The organism is Sporomusa sp. 246TCP1, assembly GCF_057319775.1.
Window position 1 is genome coordinate 3,575,922 of sequence record NZ_CM170492.1, and the last position, 19,723, is coordinate 3,595,644.

General features: G+C 44.4%; 19 protein-coding genes and 1 pseudogene. 5 read left to right on the plus strand and 15 right to left on the minus strand.

The window, feature by feature from the left end:
• Positions 1-22 precede the first annotated feature (22 nt).
• From AC1ECB_RS16915 to AC1ECB_RS16925, 3 genes are read left to right on the plus strand one after another with little or no spacing between them, the layout of a single operon-like run.
• Positions 23-733, plus strand: coding sequence for a hypothetical protein (locus tag AC1ECB_RS16915; protein WP_485664867.1), 711 nt, complete (start codon positions 23-25; stop codon positions 731-733).
• Complete coding sequence (locus AC1ECB_RS16920; RefSeq protein WP_485664868.1) at positions 712-2,769, plus strand: DEAD/DEAH box helicase; 2,058 nt, start codon at positions 712-714, stop codon at positions 2,767-2,769. Before AC1ECB_RS16915 ends, AC1ECB_RS16920 begins: the two co-directional genes overlap by 22 nt.
• Before the next feature lie 6 nt (positions 2,770-2,775).
• Positions 2,776-3,561: an SWIM zinc finger family protein gene (locus tag AC1ECB_RS16925; RefSeq protein ID WP_485664869.1), complete on the plus strand. Its 786-nt coding sequence runs from the start codon at positions 2,776-2,778 to the stop codon at positions 3,559-3,561.
• A 30-nt stretch (positions 3,562-3,591) separates the two neighbouring features.
• Here the strand turns inward: AC1ECB_RS16925 and AC1ECB_RS16930 are convergent, their stop codons facing one another.
• The 4 genes from AC1ECB_RS16930 to AC1ECB_RS16945 form a co-directional block, all read right to left on the minus strand.
• On the minus strand, positions 3,592-4,002 hold the full coding sequence (locus AC1ECB_RS16930) for a hypothetical protein (RefSeq protein ID WP_485664870.1): 411 nt from the start codon (positions 4,000-4,002) through the stop codon (positions 3,592-3,594).
• A gap of 184 nt (positions 4,003-4,186) precedes the next feature.
• The gene (gene tnpA / locus AC1ECB_RS16935; RefSeq protein ID WP_485664871.1) at positions 4,187-4,603 is read right to left on the minus strand and encodes an IS200/IS605 family transposase; all 417 of its coding nucleotides are present in this window, start codon (positions 4,601-4,603) and stop codon (positions 4,187-4,189) included.
• A gap of 140 nt (positions 4,604-4,743) precedes the next feature.
• Positions 4,744-6,126 (minus strand): mannose-1-phosphate guanylyltransferase/mannose-6-phosphate isomerase, encoded by a 1,383-nt coding sequence (locus tag AC1ECB_RS16940; protein WP_485664872.1) that lies wholly within the window; start codon positions 6,124-6,126, stop codon positions 4,744-4,746.
• A gap of 234 nt (positions 6,127-6,360) precedes the next feature.
• On the minus strand, positions 6,361-6,564 hold the full coding sequence (locus tag AC1ECB_RS16945; protein ID WP_485664873.1) for a hypothetical protein: 204 nt from the start codon (positions 6,562-6,564) through the stop codon (positions 6,361-6,363).
• A 308-nt stretch (positions 6,565-6,872) separates the two neighbouring features.
• Between AC1ECB_RS16945 and tnpA (AC1ECB_RS16950) the strand changes: the two are divergent.
• A pseudogene (gene tnpA / locus AC1ECB_RS16950) lies at positions 6,873-7,270 on the plus strand (IS200/IS605 family transposase).
• 5 nt (positions 7,271-7,275) lie between these two features.
• Positions 7,276-8,331, plus strand: a complete 1,056-nt coding sequence (locus AC1ECB_RS16955; RefSeq protein WP_485664874.1) for an RNA-guided endonuclease InsQ/TnpB family protein — start codon at positions 7,276-7,278, stop codon at positions 8,329-8,331.
• A gap of 126 nt (positions 8,332-8,457) precedes the next feature.
• On the opposite strand, the gene AC1ECB_RS16960 is transcribed toward AC1ECB_RS16955, so the two are convergent.
• The 11 genes from AC1ECB_RS16960 to AC1ECB_RS17010 all read right to left on the minus strand — a co-directional run bounded on the left by AC1ECB_RS16960 (position 8,458) and on the right by AC1ECB_RS17010 (position 19,561).
• A complete protein-coding gene (locus AC1ECB_RS16960) occupies positions 8,458-9,246 on the minus strand; it encodes a tyrosine-protein phosphatase (RefSeq protein WP_485664875.1) in 789 nt (262 codons plus the stop codon).
• A 31-nt stretch (positions 9,247-9,277) separates the two neighbouring features.
• Positions 9,278-10,294 carry a GDP-mannose 4,6-dehydratase gene (locus AC1ECB_RS16965; protein WP_485664876.1) on the minus strand — a complete coding sequence of 339 codons (1,017 nt, stop codon included), beginning with the start codon at positions 10,292-10,294 and terminating at the stop codon, positions 9,278-9,280.
• A gap of 5 nt (positions 10,295-10,299) precedes the next feature.
• The gene (locus tag AC1ECB_RS16970) at positions 10,300-11,616 is read right to left on the minus strand and encodes a UDP-glucose dehydrogenase family protein (RefSeq protein ID WP_485664877.1); all 1,317 of its coding nucleotides are present in this window, start codon (positions 11,614-11,616) and stop codon (positions 10,300-10,302) included.
• A gap of 146 nt (positions 11,617-11,762) precedes the next feature.
• Entirely contained in the window at positions 11,763-13,307 is a 1,545-nt protein-coding gene (locus AC1ECB_RS16975) for a capsule assembly Wzi family protein (protein WP_485664878.1), read from the minus strand.
• A gap of 108 nt (positions 13,308-13,415) precedes the next feature.
• Entirely contained in the window at positions 13,416-14,402 is a 987-nt protein-coding gene (galE, locus tag AC1ECB_RS16980) for a UDP-glucose 4-epimerase GalE (RefSeq protein WP_485664879.1), read from the minus strand.
• A 31-nt stretch (positions 14,403-14,433) separates the two neighbouring features.
• The gene (rfbD, locus tag AC1ECB_RS16985) at positions 14,434-15,282 is read right to left on the minus strand and encodes a dTDP-4-dehydrorhamnose reductase (protein ID WP_485664880.1); all 849 of its coding nucleotides are present in this window, start codon (positions 15,280-15,282) and stop codon (positions 14,434-14,436) included.
• A gap of 46 nt (positions 15,283-15,328) precedes the next feature.
• On the minus strand, positions 15,329-15,880 hold the full coding sequence (gene rfbC, locus AC1ECB_RS16990; RefSeq protein WP_485669361.1) for a dTDP-4-dehydrorhamnose 3,5-epimerase: 552 nt from the start codon (positions 15,878-15,880) through the stop codon (positions 15,329-15,331).
• 72 nt (positions 15,881-15,952) lie between these two features.
• Complete coding sequence (gene rfbA / locus AC1ECB_RS16995) at positions 15,953-16,828, minus strand: glucose-1-phosphate thymidylyltransferase RfbA (RefSeq protein WP_485664881.1); 876 nt, start codon at positions 16,826-16,828, stop codon at positions 15,953-15,955.
• Between the two features lie 124 nt (positions 16,829-16,952).
• Positions 16,953-18,011, minus strand: coding sequence for a dTDP-glucose 4,6-dehydratase (rfbB, locus tag AC1ECB_RS17000; RefSeq protein WP_485664882.1), 1,059 nt, complete (start codon positions 18,009-18,011; stop codon positions 16,953-16,955).
• Positions 18,012-18,282: 271 nt separating this feature from the next.
• Entirely contained in the window at positions 18,283-18,900 is a 618-nt protein-coding gene (locus AC1ECB_RS17005) for a Uma2 family endonuclease (RefSeq protein ID WP_485664883.1), read from the minus strand.
• A 22-nt stretch (positions 18,901-18,922) separates the two neighbouring features.
• Positions 18,923-19,561 (minus strand): Uma2 family endonuclease, encoded by a 639-nt coding sequence (locus AC1ECB_RS17010; protein ID WP_485664884.1) that lies wholly within the window; start codon positions 19,559-19,561, stop codon positions 18,923-18,925.
• Positions 19,562-19,723: the final 162 nt, after the last annotated feature.

A 19,723-nucleotide genomic window follows, 5' to 3' on the forward strand; every position in this document is an offset into this window, starting at 1 on the left:
CGAAACAGCGGCTTTACTCCCGTTGCTGATCAAAATTGCTGCTGCGCCACCCCCTAATGTCCTGCTAGGAAGCGACTTTACTTACCTCTTAACCATCACCGCCTTAACTAAGTGCCTGATTCTGGAACAAAACTATGTGCCCGGACTGGTCAAATACACCCACCGCACCACTACCTGGTATCAAGCCTGCTGGCAACCTTATCTTGAAGAAATAGATGATATTATTGCCCCCATTGCCCTGGCAATGCCTGAATCCTTCTGCCACATCAATGAATCCACCCCGCATACCGGCCTGCACTATCTCCGTCCGGACAAAAAACAGATCCTATCCAGTTTTTTCACTGCCATGGTAAATAGCTGTGTAAAAAATGCGCTCATTGATTATGACAAGGGGCAGTTACAAGCCAGTTGCGATAAATTACCCCCACCCCTAGGCAGTTGGCTCCAACTACTAACACAAAGTAACAACCTTTGCCTGCAGGCCCGCCCCCAGCAAGCAGAGCAACTCTATCTGTCACTACTACACTGGCAGCAAGGCCCTGGGACTGTCCCCGAACAGAAAAAATCGTTTCGTACCTGTCTCCGTCTGGAAGAACCTGCAACTGCCTATTGGCGACTCAATTTTTTCATCCAACCTGCTGATGACCTCAGCCTGCTTATTCCTGCAGAACCGTTTGGGCAGACCAGGAGAACCCTAGCCTGCAGCAACAATTGCTACGCGATTTGGCTGTAGCCTCCAAAATCTTTTCGCCTGTCGCCACCGCCTTGCACGAGCCTTGCCCTACCGGTGTAGACCTAACAACCGATGCCGCGTATACCTTCCTGGATGAAGGCACGAATATCTGTAAGCAAGCTGGCTTTGGCGTTATTGTTCCCAACTGGTGGCGCAAAGAAATAAACCCAATTAAACTAATACTAGAGGCCGAAGAAGTACCAGGCAACTCCTTGTTGGGACTGAGTGCCTTAACAGCCTATAACCTGGAGGCCGTTGTCGGCAACCACCAAATCAGCCTGGCTGAACTAGAGACCATCGTTGCCCACAAACTCCCCTTGGTGCAAATGGCTGGCCGCTGGCTGGAAATCTCTCCTGACCAAGCTGCTGCCGCACTGACAATGCTGCGAAATCAAAGCAAAACCAACGGCCTTATCTCACTGAGTAGCCTGCTGCGATACAGCACTACTAGCGATGACTTAGATCCTGAAGAAAAAGTTGAACCTGTCACATCGCCCTCCATCACAGTCAAGGCCACCGAACACCTACAAACCGCCCTCCAGTGCCTTACCGGACAGCAAAGCCTCCCTGAACTCACTGCCCCGCCCACTTTTCAGGGAACCTTGCGACCTTACCAATTACGCGGCATGACCTGGCTTTGCTTCCTCCGCGGCTTGAGATTAGGAGCCTGCCTGGCCGATGACATAGGACTTGGAAAAACCGTCCAAATCATCGCCTACCTGCTGCATAATAAACAAACCGAACACCGCCTGGCACCCACTCTAATAATCTGCCCGACATCAGTTATCAGCAACTGGCGGCGAGAAATTGCCAAATTTGCGCCTACCCTTACATGTATGGTACACCATGGCAGCAACCGGCTGACTGGCGACAACTTTATACAGGCCGCCCAAGCCACCGCTGTTGTCATTAGCACCTACTCCCTTGCCCTCCGGGATGAAGAACTATTGAGCACACTTACCTGGGACAACGTCATTTTAGATGAAGCACAGAACATTAAAAACGCCGTGACCAAACAAACCATCAGTATCAATAAACTTAACAGCAATTGTCGGATTGCCCTGACAGGTACGCCTGTGGAAAACCGGTTAAGCGAACTATGGTCTATCCTGCATTTCCTCAATCCCGGCTACCTGGGAACACCGGGCCAATTTAAAAAGCACTACGCCACCCCAATCGAACAAAACGGCGACCTTAAACGTCAACAGACTCTGCAACGCATCATTAAGCCCTTTCTGCTTCGCCGGCTCAAAACCGACAAAACCATTATCTCTGACCTGCCGGAAAAACAAGAAACAAAAATCTACTGCCCATTAACCCAGGAACAAGCCACCCTCTATGCCGCCGTCCTTGAGGACATGCTGCCGCAAATTGAAGCAGCCTCCATTTTTACTCGCAAAGCCCTAATCGCCGCTACCCTGACCAAACTCAAACAAGTGTGTAACCACCCGGCACATTTTTTAAAAGATGGCAGCAGTCTCGACAACCGTTCCGGTAAACTAACTCGGCTTAGAGAAATGTTGGAAGAACTTCAAGGCGAAAACCGCCGCGCCCTCATTTTTACCCAATACACCCAGATGGGTGAACTGCTGCGGCAATACCTGGAACGAGTATTCCCTGTAACAGTTCCCTTTCTGCATGGCGGCCTCAAACAAAACGAACGCGACCAGCTTGTCACCAACTTTCGTGAGGATCCAACCGCACCGCCCTTTTTCCTCCTATCCCTGAAAGCTAGTGGCGTCGGTATCAACCTGACCCAGGCAGACACCGTGTTCCATTTTGACCGCTGGTGGAACCCGGCAGTCGAAAACCAAGCCACCGACCGAGCCTTCCGCATCGGTCAGACCAAGAATGTCCAGGTCTACAAATTTATTTGCCCCGGAACACTGGAAGAACGCATTGATACCATGATTGAAAACAAAAAAAGCCTGGCCGAAAACATCATCGGCACAGGCGAATCATGGCTTAATGAACTGTCCACACCTGAACTCAAAAACATCCTTACATTACGGGAAGCAGAGTTAGAAGGAGACTAAGAATATATGAATCCCTCAACACAATCGTCAAACTGGTCTGAACGCTGGACAAATTTTCTCCAGGCTAACGGTCTGGGAAACCGCCTACAGCGCGGCTTACGTTATGCCCAACAAGGACATGTCCTGGACATCGACATCAGCAAAAGCCGTATCACCGCCAGAGTGCAAGGCTCACGCACCAAACCCTACCGGGTAGAAATCCGGGTAAAAGCCTTTCCCTGTGAAATATGGGATACAATCCTCACAACCATCGCCAGCCAAGCCGCTTTGTCTGCCGCGATAATCAACGGCGAAATGCCAGAAGATATTGAAAACATCTTCCAAGAAGCTGGGGTCGCGCTCTTCCCGCAAGCACTAAAAGAAATTGACACAGCCTGCTCCTGTCCGGACATCGCCAACCCCTGCAAACACATTGCCGCCATATTTTATATCCTTGGTCAGGAATTCGCCAAAGATCCTCTTATCATCTTTCTACTGCGTGGTAAAACCAGTGATTCCTTGCTGACCGACCTAATGAACAAACGAAACGCATTACAACAAGCCGTCTTATCACAACTGCCAAACAGTCTACTACCGGCAAAGTCACCAGCAACCCCTGACCTTGCTGAAGTCATCCGGAACTTTTGGCAGACTGACAACAAACTCACCGAACTTGTCCCTGCCGCCGATGTTGCCCCGGTCCCTTGCCACTTGCTGCATCACCTAGGCAAACCATCAGACTGGCCGGATGTTCCGGACTTTATCGAAATGTTGGAACCCATTTACACCCATGTAAGTAAAAAACTCCGTTGATAATGCGCCAAAAATCCGGCACCAAGTGAATTAGATTGCCCGCTTTAATCCTTGAATTTCCGCTTCCTGGTGAGTAGTACGCACCGCTAATACATCAAGCATGTCTCCATGATGATCTTGTGTTGTCTCTATTTTGTCCACCTTTTCACCAAGTACATTAACCATCGTAACAATATCGGCAAACCCCTTCTCCAGTTTAGCATCAAGATCGGCTATCTCCTGCTTTAAGCCAACAACAGCTTGTTTTAGCCCACTAACATCCTTTTGCAGTCCAGCAACATCTTCTTTAAGCCCGCTAACATCCTGTTGCAATCCAGCAACATCTTTTTTAAGTCCGCTAACATCCTGACGCAGTTCCTCGGTAACCGCATTATTATGGCCTACCATTTGAATAAGTTGAGCCATCATTTTTTCCATGCGGTCAAAACGTTCCTCACTCATTGGAAACCTCCTTACTGCACCTATTGCATTAATTTGTACTTTTATTATATCATAGCAAGTCTAGTCATACGACCACCACTTCAAGTGGTGGCTTGTTATTAGCCCTGTAAGGGCTGATTACTTGCTACGCCTAAAAGGCGGGTATCGCAAGCATTGTTACCATCGGCCTCTGAAAGAGGCTCTTTTAGTTCTTTTCTTCTTTTTTTGCTTCTTCCTGTTGTTCTTGTATATATCTCTTAATTGCTTCCTCCGTGATATTTCCCACTGTTGCTACATAATAGCCTCGTGCCCAAAATGCTCTATTCCACTTACTCCCCTGATCTGGATGTACATCGTATATCATTAACGCACTCTTCCCTTTCAAATATCCCATAAATTCTGCTACACTCAATTTGGGCGGGATACTTACGCATAAATGTACATGATCAGCACATACTGCTCCTTCAATAATTTCTACATTTTTGTATTTGCAGAGCTTTTTTAATATTTCTCTCACATCCGCCCTTATTTTTCCGTACAGAACTTTCCTTCTGTACTTCGGTATAAAAACTATGTGATACTGGCATTTCCATTTTGTATGTGATAAGCTTGAACTGTCCATTTTGGATAACCTCCTATGTTCTCTGATATTGGCTTGCGACACCAGTATCATACTAACACAGGAGGTTTTTTAGTTCACCCGCAGTAACGCTTCTGCTTACTCTGTTCTCCCCAGCATAGCTGGGGGATTAGGATTATCATTTACGCCCGCCCATACACATCGTCAAAACGAACAATATCATCTTCCTCAAGATAACTGCCGTTTTGCACCTCGATGATCTCCAGCGGTATCCTCCCCGGATTCTCCAGTCGATGCTTGGTAGAAGGCGGAATATAGACACCCTCGTTTACATGTACCATCTGCTCCTGCTCGCCAATAGTCACCTTCGCCGTACCACTGATAACAATCCAGTGCTCACTGCGGTGATAGTGTAGTTGCAGACTGAGTTGCTGGCCAGGCGTCACTATAATTTTCTTCATCTTATAGCCAGTGCCCTCACCCAAGACCGTATAGCTGCCCCAGGGCCGGTACATAGTCGTGTGCTCATCCACCTCGCGCCGCCCGCGAGCCTTGAGTTCAGCAACCACATCCTTGACCTTTTGCGATTCACCCCGCTTAGCAACCACAATAACATCATCGGTCTCAACAACCAGCACATCCTCCAAACCAATACCTGCAATTAAGCGGTTACGCCCTAGCATAAGTGTATTTGAACAATCAATCGGCAGACAATCACCCTGGAGAGCATTGCCGGAATGGTCCTTTGCTAACACATCATAGATGGCATCCCACGAACCAATGTCATTCCAATTGGCAGTCAGTGGCACCATAACCACCTGCAACGATTTTTCGGCTACCGCGTAGTCAATAGAAATACTAGGCATACTGTCGAAATTCCTGATAACTTCCACCAATGGAGCTGACACCAGCTGATAAATCTCCGGCACATGCTCGTGAAATTCTTGCATGATACGACCAGTAGTAAAGGCAAACATACCCGAGTTCCAATAATAATTTCCTGCAGCCAGATATTGCTTGGCCGTTTCTTTGTCAGGCTTCTCCCGGAAAGAGTCTACCTGGTAAGCAGTGCCAAGAGATTCACCTGCCTTAATATAACCATATCCGGTCTCCGGCTTATCAGGCTTAATGCCCAAGGTAACCACCTTATCCTGCGCCGCCAGTTCAACAGCCTGCCGTACATTTTTAATGAAAATATCAACAGGCTGAATAATATGGTCAGCAGGCGTAATAAATAGTACTTCCTCTGCAGTTGCGCCCAGCTTGTCCTGACAAAACCGCGCCGCTAACGCTATCGCCGGGGCCGTATTACGGGCAACCGGTTCAAGCAGGATATGCGCGCTGCTTGCGCCACAAGTAGCCAGCTCAGTCTTGACATGATGAGTATATTCTTTATTAGTTACGACAACAATGTCTGACGGTTTCAACAAAGGCTGAAAACGATTGACAGTTTGCGTTAACAACGAGTCAGAATTTCCAAGTTTTAAAAATTGCTTCGGCATACAGGTGCGAGATAATGGAAACAAGCGTGTGCCACCGCCACCAGCAAGAATAATAAGTTTCATCTGCAATCCTTCTCCCTTTTGCGCCTATTGGCCTATTGATTATACGTTTCCTAGTCAATGTGTTTACCAAGATATATCCTTATTATACCATAGATTAGGTCGTTCCCCTTCTTATTATGACAAATAGAATAAACACTACGGCAGCATCCAATACCACTATAATATCACCCAGAATCATATTGATGCAACTAAACTAGAAAAGGTCCTACCAGCAAGAGGTAGAACCTTAACCATTTATGGATTTCGACTAAGACACTTGCTAGCAAAAGCAATATATTCTTGCATAGCCTCTGTGATACTTTGATACTGTTCGTGAGACAGTCCTGCAATAATACTGGTACCTACCGCTTCTCGATAGATTTCATCAATTTGATAAGAACGATACCCTAAATCTGATAGTTGCTTTTCCAAAGACGCAATCCGCTCTACATCGCTCAATATACTTCCCACCTTACCAGACACATTTTACCACATTCCTACGCCACTAGCTCTCAAATTCAATTAAATACCTTTATTGTCATTATATGGTATTTATGTGTTATAGTCAATAACTAGTTTTTCTGGCAGACGCAGGGTCAGTGACCTTTCTGGAAAAGGACGGATATTGTAACCAATATTGTCTCTGTGAGCGACTATCGGGTTTTACAGCAACGTAGCTGAAAGCCCACCGCTTTAGCCGTGGGATGAAAGCGGCCTCGTCGCAACTTATTGTTGCAGCACAACAATGAAACTTATACAATATAAGTATGGGACAAAAATATAGAAGAACTCAAACCACTGTTTCTCTAATCAACTATCATTTTGTTTTTTGCCCCGGTACAGACGAAAGGTGCTGGTCGGCGAAGTCGAAAAGCGGTTCCGTGAAATCTTGCAAAAAATATGTGAGGAAAACGACTTTATCATTGTAGCCCTTGAAGTCATGCCGGAACACGTACACCTATTCCTAAATGCCCTACCGTCAATCAGTCCATCAGACATCATGGCAAAAGTGAAAGGAGCGACATCAAGAGAACTGCGGCAGGAATTTAAACACCTGCGGCACTTGCCAAGCCTTTGGACACGTTCATTTTTCTGCTCTACGGCTGGAAACGTATCCAGCGAAACCATAACTCGGTATATTGCCGAACAAAAGACAAGGGGGTGAAAATAGTGCAGATCACTGTACAGGCTAAAATCCAACCCAATAAGGAACAAGTTAATTTGATCAACACCACGACAAAAGAATACATTCAGTTAATCAACCAAATCGTTTCCGACTATGTAACTGCTGAAAAAGACCTGAAGTACACTTCCAAGACCATTAGTGCTTTACTGCCAAGCGCAGTAAAGAACCAGGCAATTCAAGATGCTAAAAGCGTTTTCCGTAAGTACAGGAAAACCAAGAAACAAAGTATTCTTAAAAAACCGGTAGCCATCTGGAATAACCAAAACTACTGTCTCAAAGACAACATACTTTCTTTTCCTGTTCTCATCGAGGGCAAATCTAAGCGAATAGAAGTGCCTATAATCCTGACCGATTATCAGAAACGGCTATTAGCTAACAAGTTTGGCAGTATGCGAATCAGTCAAAAATCCGGTAAATACATAGCACAAATCGCAATCCAAGCACCAGAATCTAAAACTACCGGTAATCAGGCCATGGGCGTAGACCTTGGACTAAAAATCCCGGCAGTAGCCGTCACCGAGGACGGTAAAACTAAATTCTTTGGTAATGGCAGACAAAACAAATTTATCAAGCGCAAACACCGTAGTGCCCGGCGTAAGCTGGGTAAACTCAAAAAACTAGTCGCAATTAGGAAACGGCACAACAAGGAACAACGTTGGATGCAAGACCAAGACCATAAAGTCAGCCGCCAAATAATCAACTTCGCTAAGGGAAATAATGTTTCAATCATTCGATTAGAACAATTATCTGGCATTCGCCAGACGGCAAGAACAAGCCGAAAAAACGAGAAAAACCTACATAGCTGGTCATTCTATCGCTTGGCTCAATATATCGAATACAAGTCAAGGCAGGCTGGAATTAAGGTAGAATACGTCAATCCCAAGTATACTAGCCAAACCTGCCCAAATTGCGGCGAACGGAACAAAGCCAACGATAGAAAGTATAAATGCGGTTGCGGATTCAAAGGCCACCGGGATAGAGTCGGAGCTTTGAATATCATATCTGCACCTGTGATAGATGGTAATAGTCTATCAGCCTAGAGTGCCAACGGCACTGCTCTAGGATGGGCTAATGGCATAGCCCTCAACTTGGGGTCATACTCGCCTATTAGAAATGAACTGGCGTTTCATCACCCAAGAATCCCACGGCTTTAGCCGTCGGGAGTGTCAAATTCCTATCTTACTAAGCAACTTTTGAAAAATACCAGCCTTTTTATGTGGTTGCTGTATTTCAAAAACCTCTACATCCTGACTATCAATAATTTTTTGGGAATTGCCTGATAACACTTGCCGTGCCTTATCTAAGCCAATTAAAGCGACAATTTTTTCAGCCGCTTTGGTTAAATCAGGATTACGGTTCCTGGCACTATGGGCATCAGAACCAATACAATGAACCATGTCCCTGCTAAACAGCAGTTCTGCCATTTTCATGGCTCTTTCCCCCATACGTCCCATAACGCTGGCTCCATTTACCTGGGTCAAAACTCCCCTTCGTATCCACTCCACAAGAATTTCCGGATCCTTAGCCAACACCGGATGACGTTCAGGGTGAGCCAAAATGGGAGTTATGCCACGAGCCTGCAGACTGAAAAAAAAGTCCTCAGTAAAACCCGGTATCTCCAACGCCGGTAATTCCACCAGCATATAACGACCACTATTTATACAATAGGGCCCTGGCCCTTTGACAATATCTAAAATATCCCGGTGAATCGCAACTTCACCTCCTGGATAGATAGGAATTTCCAAACCAAATTTGCGGCCTTCCTGTTTAAGTAAATGACACCTTTCGAGAATCTGTTCCCACGCCGGGAACTGTTCTCCTTCAATTACATGAGGAGTTGCTACAATCGCTTTGGTATTATTTTTTTGGGCAATACCTAGCATTTTAATTGAAGTTTCCAAGTCTTTTGCACCATCGTCAATATTAGGCAACAGGTGGCAATGTAAGTCCAGCATTTATACTATCTCCTTATAATAGGTATTCAATCTATTTCACCTTATAATAATCACAATACCAATCAGCAAACCTTTGCAGCCCAGCTTCTATTGTTGTGTGAGGCTTAAACCCCACCGCCTGCTGCAACAAATCAGTGGCGGCATAAGTAGCCGGAACATCACCTGGCTTGATAGGCTCAAATATCTTATCAAATACTACCTCCCTGCCCGTAGCCTTGCTTAAGCATCTCTCCAGCGTTTCAATAAATACCATCAGCTTCTCCGGACTATTATTGCCAATATTAAACACTTGGTGAGGTGCAGTAGTAACCACAACAGGAGAGTTACCAAGAAGTCTCTCAATGCCCTCCACAATGTCATCAATATAAGTGAAGTCGCGATAGAGGTCGTTTGTAAAATCTCCGTTGTTAAATATCTTAATTGGCTCCCCTGAAAAAAATTTCTGAGTGAACCCGAAATACGCCATATCCGGACGGCCCATAGGGCCATACACTGTAAAAAATCGCAGTCCTGTAGCCGGAATAGCATAGAGATGACTGTAGGTATAAGCCATCAATTCATTTGACTTTTTCGTAGCAGCATAGAGAGAGACAGGCTTGTCCACAAAATCCGCTTCAGAGAACGGCACCTTTTTATTTTCGCCATAGACCGAGCTGGAAGATGCATAGACAAGGTGGTCTACCGGATTATACCTACAGACTTCAAGGATGTTATAAAACCCAATAATATTGCTTTGGATATATACATCCGGATTGTCGATTGAATACCTTACGCCAGCTTGGGCTGCGAGATTAACGACAATTTTTGGCTTGTACTCTTCAAAAGTCTTAGTAATCAGGTCCTTATCGGAAATGTCACCCTTGATAAAGGTAAACTTCTCAAAGGGTGTAAGTTGATTCAGACGAGCGTACTTAAGAGTAACATCATAGTAGTCATTTATATTGTCAATACCTATCACCCGGCAGCCTTGCTCCAGTAGTTTCCTAGATAAAAAATATCCAATGAAACCCGCCGCTCCGGTGATGAGGTATGTTTTGGTTGTATCCACTTCAGCTACTTCCTCCCGATGGAATAATATTCTACCCCTGCTGCTTTCATTTCATTTACTTGATAGATATTCCTGCCATCATAGACCAATGGAGTTCGCATAAGGTTCCTATATTCCTCTGGCTTCACAGCCTTTACCTCACCCCACTCAGTAAAGATAAAGCAAACATTAGCATCTTCCAGGGCTTCTGCCACACTCTCAACATATTTTATGCTGCCCCTGCCATTTTCTCCTGCCGGATACTTTCTTTTGAAATTTTCAGCACCAACAGGGTCATACGCATAAAGTTTGGCCCCCTGCGCTAATAATAAAGGTACATTAGCAAGTGCCGGTGCTTCTCGCAGATCATCAGTTCCAGGCTTAAAGGTCAGTCCAAGAATTGCAACTTTCAAACCATTAAAGGTAATAAGTCTTTGATTGGCTTTCTTATATAGTACCATTTTCTGCTCAGTATTCACATCAATGGCCGCCTTAACTGTTTTCAGTTCATAGCCGCTTTGCTTTGCCAGATACTCCAGCGCCTTAGTATCTTTAGGGAAGCACGAACCGCCATAACCAATACCTGCATTTAAAAATTTATTACCAATGCGTTCATCAAAACTCATGCCTTTAGCAACATCCTGAATATCTGCTCCTACCAGTTCACAGAGGTTAGCGATATCGTTCATATAAGAAATCTTGAGTGCCAGGAAATCGTTTGCAGCATACTTTATCATCTCCGCCGACCTTCTGCTCACAGCTACTATGGGCAGATTGAAGGGCTCATATATCTTCATCAGCATTTCTTCCGCCCATTTACTTTCCGTGCCGATGATAATCCTTGCCGCCTGCAGTGTATCATGCACTGCCGTGCCTTGCGCTAAAAACTCAGGATTAGAGGCGACTTCGACTTTTACATCATTTAGCAGGAAGTCTTTAATAAACTGCTCGACTTTATCATTTGTTCCGACAGGAACTGTAGATTTTACTACAACCAGACAATCCCTTTCAATTGTTTCCGCAATCTGCCTGGCCACTGTCGCTATATGGGAAAGATTAGCAGAACCATCTGACTGCTCAGGAGTTCCCACACCGATAAAGATCGCGTCTGCATCTTTGTAAGCCGAAACATAATCCGTAGTATACACAAGTCTACCGGCTGCATAGTTTTTTTGCATCAACTCTTCCAGACCCGCTTCATAAATAGGAGAAATTCCTTGCTTCATGATATTAACTTTATTCTCATCAATATCGACACAAGTGACGTGATGACCGACTTCGGCAAAACATACACCTGCAACTAAGCCGACATAACCTGTTCCTGCTACTGCTATTTTATACATAAATATCTTCCCCTCACTGTTATAGCACTTTGTGTTCCCAGCCTATTATATCATATTGCCAAGAAACATTATGCTAAAGGCTGACCTAAAATAAATTAGGCCAGCCCATTTTTGATCATCTCATCAGTTCTTGCTGGTATGCTTAACTAATACAGCCAGCGCACACTAACTCCGGCAAAATGATTTGTTTCATTTTTGCCACTGGTAAAATTAGCATTACTTATCCTGGCTATACCCACTTGACTTTCCAGAAATACATTCTCCTGCAATTTAGTTTGATATTGCAGCCAGCCAGATTTAATGGTCTGTTGAACTATGGCACTCCTGTCCATTGCGATATAATTGGCATTTAATGATATTTTACTATCTTTATCTAAATAATGACCTAATTGCACATAATATTGGTTGGAATCATGTCCCATCGGATCGCCGATAATATTCCCTTTGTACACATAACCGTTGGTATATAATTGATGACCATACCACGCACTGCTGGTATGAGCATATTCTGCCTTCATATCCCAGACACCATCTTTATTGAGCCGGGGAATATATACCCCTACCCGTTCAGCTACTTTAGACGGTAAATAGTTGGCTTGATCTTCACCATAGAGCTCGCCATAAATCTGAGTGCCATTCCATCTGGGTAACCGTACTTTAAAGTCCAGCCCGGCAATAGTATTCCATTTATCAGCGGCGGGATCATCATTACGGCCAGAGAGCCAATCCCAATAATCGCTGCTATTCAACCCTTTGCCTTCACCGCCGACCATTGAGGTAAACGATAGTCCAAAAGTAAAGTTCTGCTGCGGAGTAAACGTTCCCCTCATAGCCACAAACGAAGGGCTGTTCACCTCCTTAGCACTCAAATTCGTCCGGTTACTCTCCAGTTCGCTATACATGGCAGTAAAATTCATGTCACCAAGAAAACGGAAAAAACCTTTGCTGGTATAGGGTTCAAGATTGGAAAGCTTAATTGAAGTCAGTGGCGTCATATTATTGCCAAGAATTAACGAGCCGGTCGCGCCATGTCCCCAAAAAACTGGGTCTTTGCCTAGCTGGATTGCCATACCATTTATTCTGGTTTTAACATACCCGCTGGTCAAAGCAGCCTTGCCCTGCTGATCATCATCATAGCTAAAGCGTGGTTCCAACGCAACAGCCACATCTGGTCCGAGCTTACCGATCAACTGGGCTGAAGCAATCACGTTGCCATCCTGTCCATAACGATAACCATTATTATTGCCATTCAATGGCTGATAAGTAGCCCGGGGACCAATGTCATTCTTCCGGTACTTCACCGAATTACCGTCGTAGACACCCATTTCCAGCCGGATTTCTTTTAATTCCAAGGATAAAAAATCAGCCTGTTCACCAGATAAAACCTGTAATTCAGCTGCTAACTCCTGTTCCAGTTCGCTTTTCATACCGACTAAATACTGGGGCAATGGCCGGTTTTTGGCCTCAGCCTGAATTTCTGTCAACCACTGCGCCATCTGCATTCTGGTATAGGGCTTGGTTCCGTTTGGCATTGATGTTAGATAACCCATTCCATCAAATTTCTCAATATAGCCATATAGTGGGCTGGATAATGGCACATTCGGCGAAACAAAATCAGACGGTGCCGCTTGAACACCGGCAGACAACGCCGTCAACAGCAGCCCTGCGGCTAGACATCTTTTCCATAACATAATTGAATCACACTCCTATGAGCTTATTATAACAAACTAACTTCCACACCGCTATCACAACAACACTAAATAACACCTGCTTAACTAAATAATTGCATGCGCACTTTATTATTTACTCTCAAATCGCCAAGCATCTAAGCACATATCTACTATGCCTCGCTTGGCCTTCCAGTTTAATTCTTTCTCGGCTTTTGATACATCGGCATAGCATTCGGCAATATCTCCAGGTCTACGGTCCACGATTACATAAGGTATTTCAACCCCAGTGGCTTCTTCAAAGGCCTTCATCAACTGGAGCACTGAAGTGCCCTGGCCGGTACCCAAGTTATATATATGTACACCTGCTGTAAATTGATCAAGTGCTGCCACATGCCCCTCAGCCAAATCCATTACATGAATATAATCTCGAACCCCGGTACCATCAACTGTTGGATAATCATTTCCAAAAACCTTTAACTTATCAAGTTTTTTTTGGGCCACCTGCGTTATATACGGCATCAGATTATTAGGTATGCCATTAGGCGCTTCACCAATTAATCCGCTCTCATGGGCCCCTATTGGATTAAAATACCTGAGAAGTGACACCGCGAACTCTGTATCTGCATTAACTACATCCATTAGAATTCTTTCACTCATTACTTTCGTCTCACCATATGGATTTGTGGTTGGAAGAAGTTTCATACTCTCAATAAATGGAATTTCATTTTCTCCATACACGGTAGCAGATGAGCTAAAAATAAATTTTTTTACTCCGTATTTTTGACAGGCTTTGGTTAAGATGATAGTACTTACAATGTTGTTATAATAATAAACAAGTGGCTTTTCAACAGACTCACCTACTGCTTTAAGTCCTGCAAAGTGAATCACCGCATCTACTTTATGATTAGAAAAAATACCATCCACCGCAGCGTCTTCCGTCACATCTATCTGGTAGAAAATCACTTCTTTATTGGTTATCTGTTTTACTTTATCTATGGTCTCAAACTTGCTATTGCACAAATTATCCGCAATAATTACGTTATGCCCTGCATTCAATAAAACAACACAGGTATGTGAGCCTATATATCCGGCCCCACCAGTTACTAGTACATTCAACTCTATTTCCTCCCCCAAAAAATCATTGTCTTCAGATTTCGTCATCGGTTGTTATATTCCGCAGATAATCACCTAATGAGTCCGCCCAATTTCGCATTGAATCCCCCACTGTCATTCGCAACATGTAGTTGTCCAAAACCGAATACGCCGGACGTTTCGCTGGGCGGACAAACTCCGCCGTGGTTACTGGAACAACCTCTACAGACTTTCCTACCTGTCGGAAAATTTCGCAAGCAAACTCATACCACGAGCATTGTCCCTGACAAGTGGCATGGTATGTGCCAAAGGCATCACTTGCTAGCAGACGAAAAATTGCCCCTGCCAAGTCAACCGTCGAAGTAGGTGTCCCGACTTGATCAGCAACAACTCGCAGTGAGTCGTGTTCATTAGCCAAGCGTAGCATAGTACGAACAAAATTATTACCGTCCCCATATAACCAAGCTGTACGCACAATATAGTGCCGTCCAAGAATTTGCCGAACCATTTCTTCCCCCTGCCATTTGGTCCTGCCATATACAGTCTGAGGATTAACAGGATCAAATTCACGATACAGGGTATTGGTTTGCCCATCAAATACATAGTCGGTACTGACATATACCATTCGCGCGCCTTTTTCCAAACAGCCTGCTGCCAGGTTTTGTGCTCCAATAACATTCACCCGAAAAGCTCCGTCTGCGTCTGATTCAGCACCATCAACATTGGTATAGGCAGCACAATGGATGACAGCTTGCGGTCTTATATCCCGGAAAAAATTCGTAACTGCCTTACCATCAGTAATATCCAGGGTATCAACTTCGGTCAACACCAACTCGTGTTCTTGTCCTTGCCTGGCAATTTCTCGGCCAAGCTGTCCGTTAGCCCCTGTCACTAAAATCCGCAAAAAAATTCCTCCTCACCTTTAGCCGATTACAAAAATCGACCATCTTTTACATTTTAGGTAAGCATTCTAATGGAATATCTCTCAGCCGTGGGTACTCTCTATCTTTACCTGATAGTTCAACATCTGCTATCGGCCACTCAATACCAATATCAGGATCGTTCCAGCTTATACCGCCTTCAGCCGCCGGCGTATATACATCAGTACATTTATACGAAAAATATACTGTTTCGCTCACTACACAAAATCCATGGGCAAATCCTGACGGAATCCATAATTGACGGTGATTTTCACCAGAAAGGAGCACCCCTGCCCACTGGCCAAAGGTTGGAGAACCAACCCGTATGTCTACTGCTACATCAAACACTTCGCCCTGGACAACAGATACCAGCTTACCCTGAGCATGCGGGTTCTGATAATGTATCCCTCTCAAAACACCACGGATAGAAAAAGATACGTTATCCTGAACAAATTGTTCTGAAATACCAATGGCTTCATACCGCGATTTTTGCCACGTTTCCAGAAAAAAACCCCGCGCATCCCCGAACACCTTGGGTTCAACAATTACTACCCCAGGCAAATTGGTTTCAATAACCTTCATCAAAAATTGGCCCCCCTGTCACTTGATAATACTATCCAAAACAAGCCTGCCGTAACGGCAGACCTGTTCGTATTATTCTCCGGCAATTTTCAAAAGATATTTGCCATAACCATTTTTCTTCATCGGTTCACCTATTGCTAATAATTGGCTACGTGATATATATCCCATACGATAAGCGATCTCTTCCGGACAAGCTACCATTAATCCCTGGCGCTCCTGAATAGTAGCAATATAATTGGAAGCCTGCAACAACGACTCGTGCGTACCAGTATCCAGCCACGCATAGCCACGACCTAACGTTTCAACCCTTAGTGTATTCTGCTCCAAATACAGGCGGTTCAAATCAGTTATCTCTAATTCACCCCGTGCTGACGGCTTGATGGCCTTAGCCAACTCAACCACCTGCTGATCATAAAAATAAAGTCCAGTTACCGCATAATTGGACCTGGGGTTGGCGGGTTTCTCTTCCAAGCTCACGGCCTGACCCTTGCTGTCGAATTCAACTACCCCGTAACGCTCAGGGTCATTTACCCAGTAGGCAAAAACAGTAGCTCCCGCAGCTTGCTTAGCCGCTTCTTGCAGCTTTTGGCTAAATCCATAACCATAAAAAATATTATCACCTAAAATAAGGGCACAACTATCATTACCAATAAATTTCTCGCCAATAATAAATGCCTGAGCCAAACCATCCGGGCTAGGTTGCACGGCATAGGATATATTAATTCCCCAGTGTTCGCCTGTACCAAGTAAGTTAACAAAACACTCCCTGTCCTGCGGGGTAGTGATAATTAAAACATCGCGAATACCAGCCAATAGTAAAGTTGACAGCGGATAATAAATCATCGGCTTGTCATATACCGGCATTAGCTGTTTACTAACTGATTTTGTAGCTGGATACAGGCGAGTGCCTGAACCGCCAGCCAAAATAATTCCCTTTTTTATAGACATGTTTTCATTCCTTTCATAGCTCAAGGAACGAGGCGCATGGCGCAGGACGAGGCTCTTGGCACAGGGCTCAGGGCTCCGCAACCCCGCGCCCCGCAGCCCCAAGCCTTACACCCCGTGCCCTGCGCTATTCTCCAACTCCCAACCGTTCCCGCCGATAGCTGCCATCAGTTACGCGCTGACACCACTTGCTGTTTTCAAGATACCAATTAACAGTTTTTACAATACCTGTTTCAAAGGTCTCAACAGGTACCCAGCCTAACTCCCGCTGGATTTTGGCAGCGTCAATAGCATACCGTAAATCATGTCCTGGGCGGTCTGTAACAAAAACAATCTGATCACGATAGGACTTCCCATCAACTCGCGGACAATCGGTATCAAGAATATCGCACAGGGTATGAACAATGCACAAATTAGCCTTCTCATTATGGCCGCCAATGTTATATTTCTCACCTGGTATTCCTTGGTCTAAGACTTCTAGAATCGCCCGGCAATGATCCTCAACATACAGCCAGTCACGGACATTCTGTCCGGTACCATATACCGGCAGCGACTTCCCCTCTAACGCATTTAGAATCATTAATGGAATTAGCTTCTCCGGGAACTGGTACGGACCATAGTTATTAGAACAATTGGTCATTAACACCGGCAAGCCATAGGTATGATAATAGGCTCGCACCAAGTGATCAGAAGCTGCTTTGGAAGCAGAATAAGGCGAATTAGGGGCGTAAGGTGTTTCTTCGGTAAAAAATCCTGTTTCCCCTAGCGTTCCATATACCTCATCTGTGGAAACATGTAAAAAGCGAAATTGAGTTTTACCGCCATCATCCAAATCACGCCAGTATTTTCTTGCTGCCTCCAGCAGAGTAAACGTACCATTAATATTAGTCCTAATAAATTCTGCCGGACTGTCAATCGAACGGTCAACATGCGATTCAGCGGCAAAATGAACTATAGCCATTGGCTGGTATTCCAAAAACAACTTTTCGACTACTGCTTGATCGCATATATCACCATGAACAAACGTATAGCGCGGTTCTTTCTCGATATCGCGTAAAGAATCTAGATTTCCCGCATAAGTCAGCTTGTCTATATTGATTATATGTACGTCTTGGCGCTGCAGTGCAATATGAACAAAGTTACTGCCGATAAATCCGGCACCACCAGTAACTAGAATAGTTTTCATTCTCTTCTCCCTTTTCAAATGTAATAATCATCCAGGATAATAACTTTCCGCGCCTTACCCCGCAGCATTAGTGATAAACTCCTACTTTACTCAAATAACTCTGGCGATTCTCGGCATATCCATCACCTAAAACTATTATATTCCATAAGTAAGCGATTTTCAATCAAACCGTCCCCACTGACACTTCTTACCACGAATTACTCTAAGTACTCTAAGTACCCAAAGGCCCTTTACTAAACAATCAACCCTTCATATCCCTTTGCATCCTTTTTTACCCGTCCTCGTTCATGCCACAACCATCCTGTGTTTCCGCAAATATTTCTTTAAGGTCTAGTTTTAAATCGGGAAAAATTATTGGCTTTATTATGTTGTCCTTACTGAAATACTCTGCTTCTCTGTATTTAGATAAATCTTCATTCATATAGAATCTGGTTATTATCTGGTGTACCGGGTCAACTATCCAATATTCTAAAATGCCGCTCTGCTCATAGATTTCGCGTTTTTTGATTACATCATAACTGGCTGAAGATGGTGATAAAATTTCAATGATAAGGTCTGGACTGCCCTTGCAACCTCTATTGTCAAGCTTATTGAGGTCACAAACTATTGTTATATCTGGCTGTACCACAGTTGGTGCATTATCGTCTATTTCCCCGTTCCGAGGTAATCTCACATCAAATGGTGCTGGGTACACTTTGCATGCTTTACTTCTAAGATAGCCTGTAAAATGAAACATAAGTTCTCGTAGTATTTCCTGATGTAGCCGATTCGGTGCAGGGCTCATAGCGTAAGCAGTGCCGTCAATAAGCTCCCAACGCTCCCCCTCAGGCCATGTTAAATAATCTTTATAAGTATAAATTTTAACATCTTTTATGGCGTTACTACTCACAACACTCAACTCCTAAAACAACTTACATTCCAGCATTGTCAGTTGGACCTGTCCCCAGTGGTATAGCGTCTTCCTCAATTCCAAATAGTTCAGCTACATTTAAAGACAAATCCTCAAAAATTCCCACTTTAACATTGTCCCCTGGTGAAAAATCACCGACTTTTTTGTAGGCACTACCCTCCAATACAAACACTTGAATTAAATTATAGGCAGGATGTACCAACCAATATTCACGGACTCCATGGGCTTCATATATGGTGAATTTTCTATTAATATCGTGGCGGGCTGTAGACGGTGATATTATCTCAACAATAAGGTCAGGAGTCCCTTTACAGCCTTTGTCATCAAGCTTATCCTGATCACAAACAACTGTGATATCTGGCTGGACCACTGTTGATGCTGTCTCATCAGTTTCATGGTGTTTTAGCAACCTGACATCAAATGGCGCTACATACACCTTACACTTCTTCCCTTTAAGATAATTCCTGAATTCGCCAAATAAATTACCCAGTATTTCCTGATGCTGGCGGCTAGGAGCCGGACTCATAGCATAGGCGCAGCCATTGATAATCTCCCACCGCTCGTCATCCGGCCAAGTAAGATAGTCGGCGTAGATATATTTCGGCTTTTCACTAGCCGACACCGCTATGACATTACCCATGTTAACCTCCTTTTTTAGAATCAAATAGCCACACAAATCTGCGGCTTTCTTGCACATTTATACCTATATTATATCACATTGCCGCCATCAACCATCAGTCAATAATATCTTTCTAACTTACTTCCCTATTTATCTGTCACCAATAACCGTCCCCAGTGGCCA

What these genes read in the sequence shown, in the direction of transcription:
- AC1ECB_RS16960 (WP_485664875.1), bottom strand. Translation starts at nt 9,246, where the DNA reads ATGCTGGACTTACATTGCCACCTGTTGCCTAATATTGACGATGGTGCA.
- AC1ECB_RS16930 (WP_485664870.1), bottom strand. Translation starts at nt 4,002, where the DNA reads ATGAGTGAGGAACGTTTTGACCGCATGGAAAAAATGATGGCTCAACTT.
- AC1ECB_RS17010 (WP_485664884.1), bottom strand. Translation starts at nt 19,561, where the DNA reads ATGGGTAATGTCATAGCGGTGTCGGCTAGTGAAAAGCCGAAATATATC.
- rfbA (WP_485664881.1), bottom strand. Translation starts at nt 16,828, where the DNA reads ATGTCTATAAAAAAGGGAATTATTTTGGCTGGCGGTTCAGGCACTCGC.
- AC1ECB_RS16975 (WP_485664878.1), bottom strand. Translation starts at nt 13,307, where the DNA reads ATGTTATGGAAAAGATGTCTAGCCGCAGGGCTGCTGTTGACGGCGTTG.
- tnpA (WP_485664871.1), bottom strand. Translation starts at nt 4,603, where the DNA reads ATGGACAGTTCAAGCTTATCACATACAAAATGGAAATGCCAGTATCAC.
- AC1ECB_RS16940 (WP_485664872.1), bottom strand. Translation starts at nt 6,126, where the DNA reads ATGAAACTTATTATTCTTGCTGGTGGCGGTGGCACACGCTTGTTTCCA.
- AC1ECB_RS16925 (WP_485664869.1), top strand. Translation starts at nt 2,776, where the DNA reads ATGAATCCCTCAACACAATCGTCAAACTGGTCTGAACGCTGGACAAAT.
- rfbC (WP_485669361.1), bottom strand. Translation starts at nt 15,880, where the DNA reads ATGAAGGTTATTGAAACCAATTTGCCTGGGGTAGTAATTGTTGAACCC.
- AC1ECB_RS16970 (WP_485664877.1), bottom strand. Translation starts at nt 11,616, where the DNA reads ATGTATAAAATAGCAGTAGCAGGAACAGGTTATGTCGGCTTAGTTGCA.
- rfbB (WP_485664882.1), bottom strand. Translation starts at nt 18,011, where the DNA reads ATGAAAACTATTCTAGTTACTGGTGGTGCCGGATTTATCGGCAGTAAC.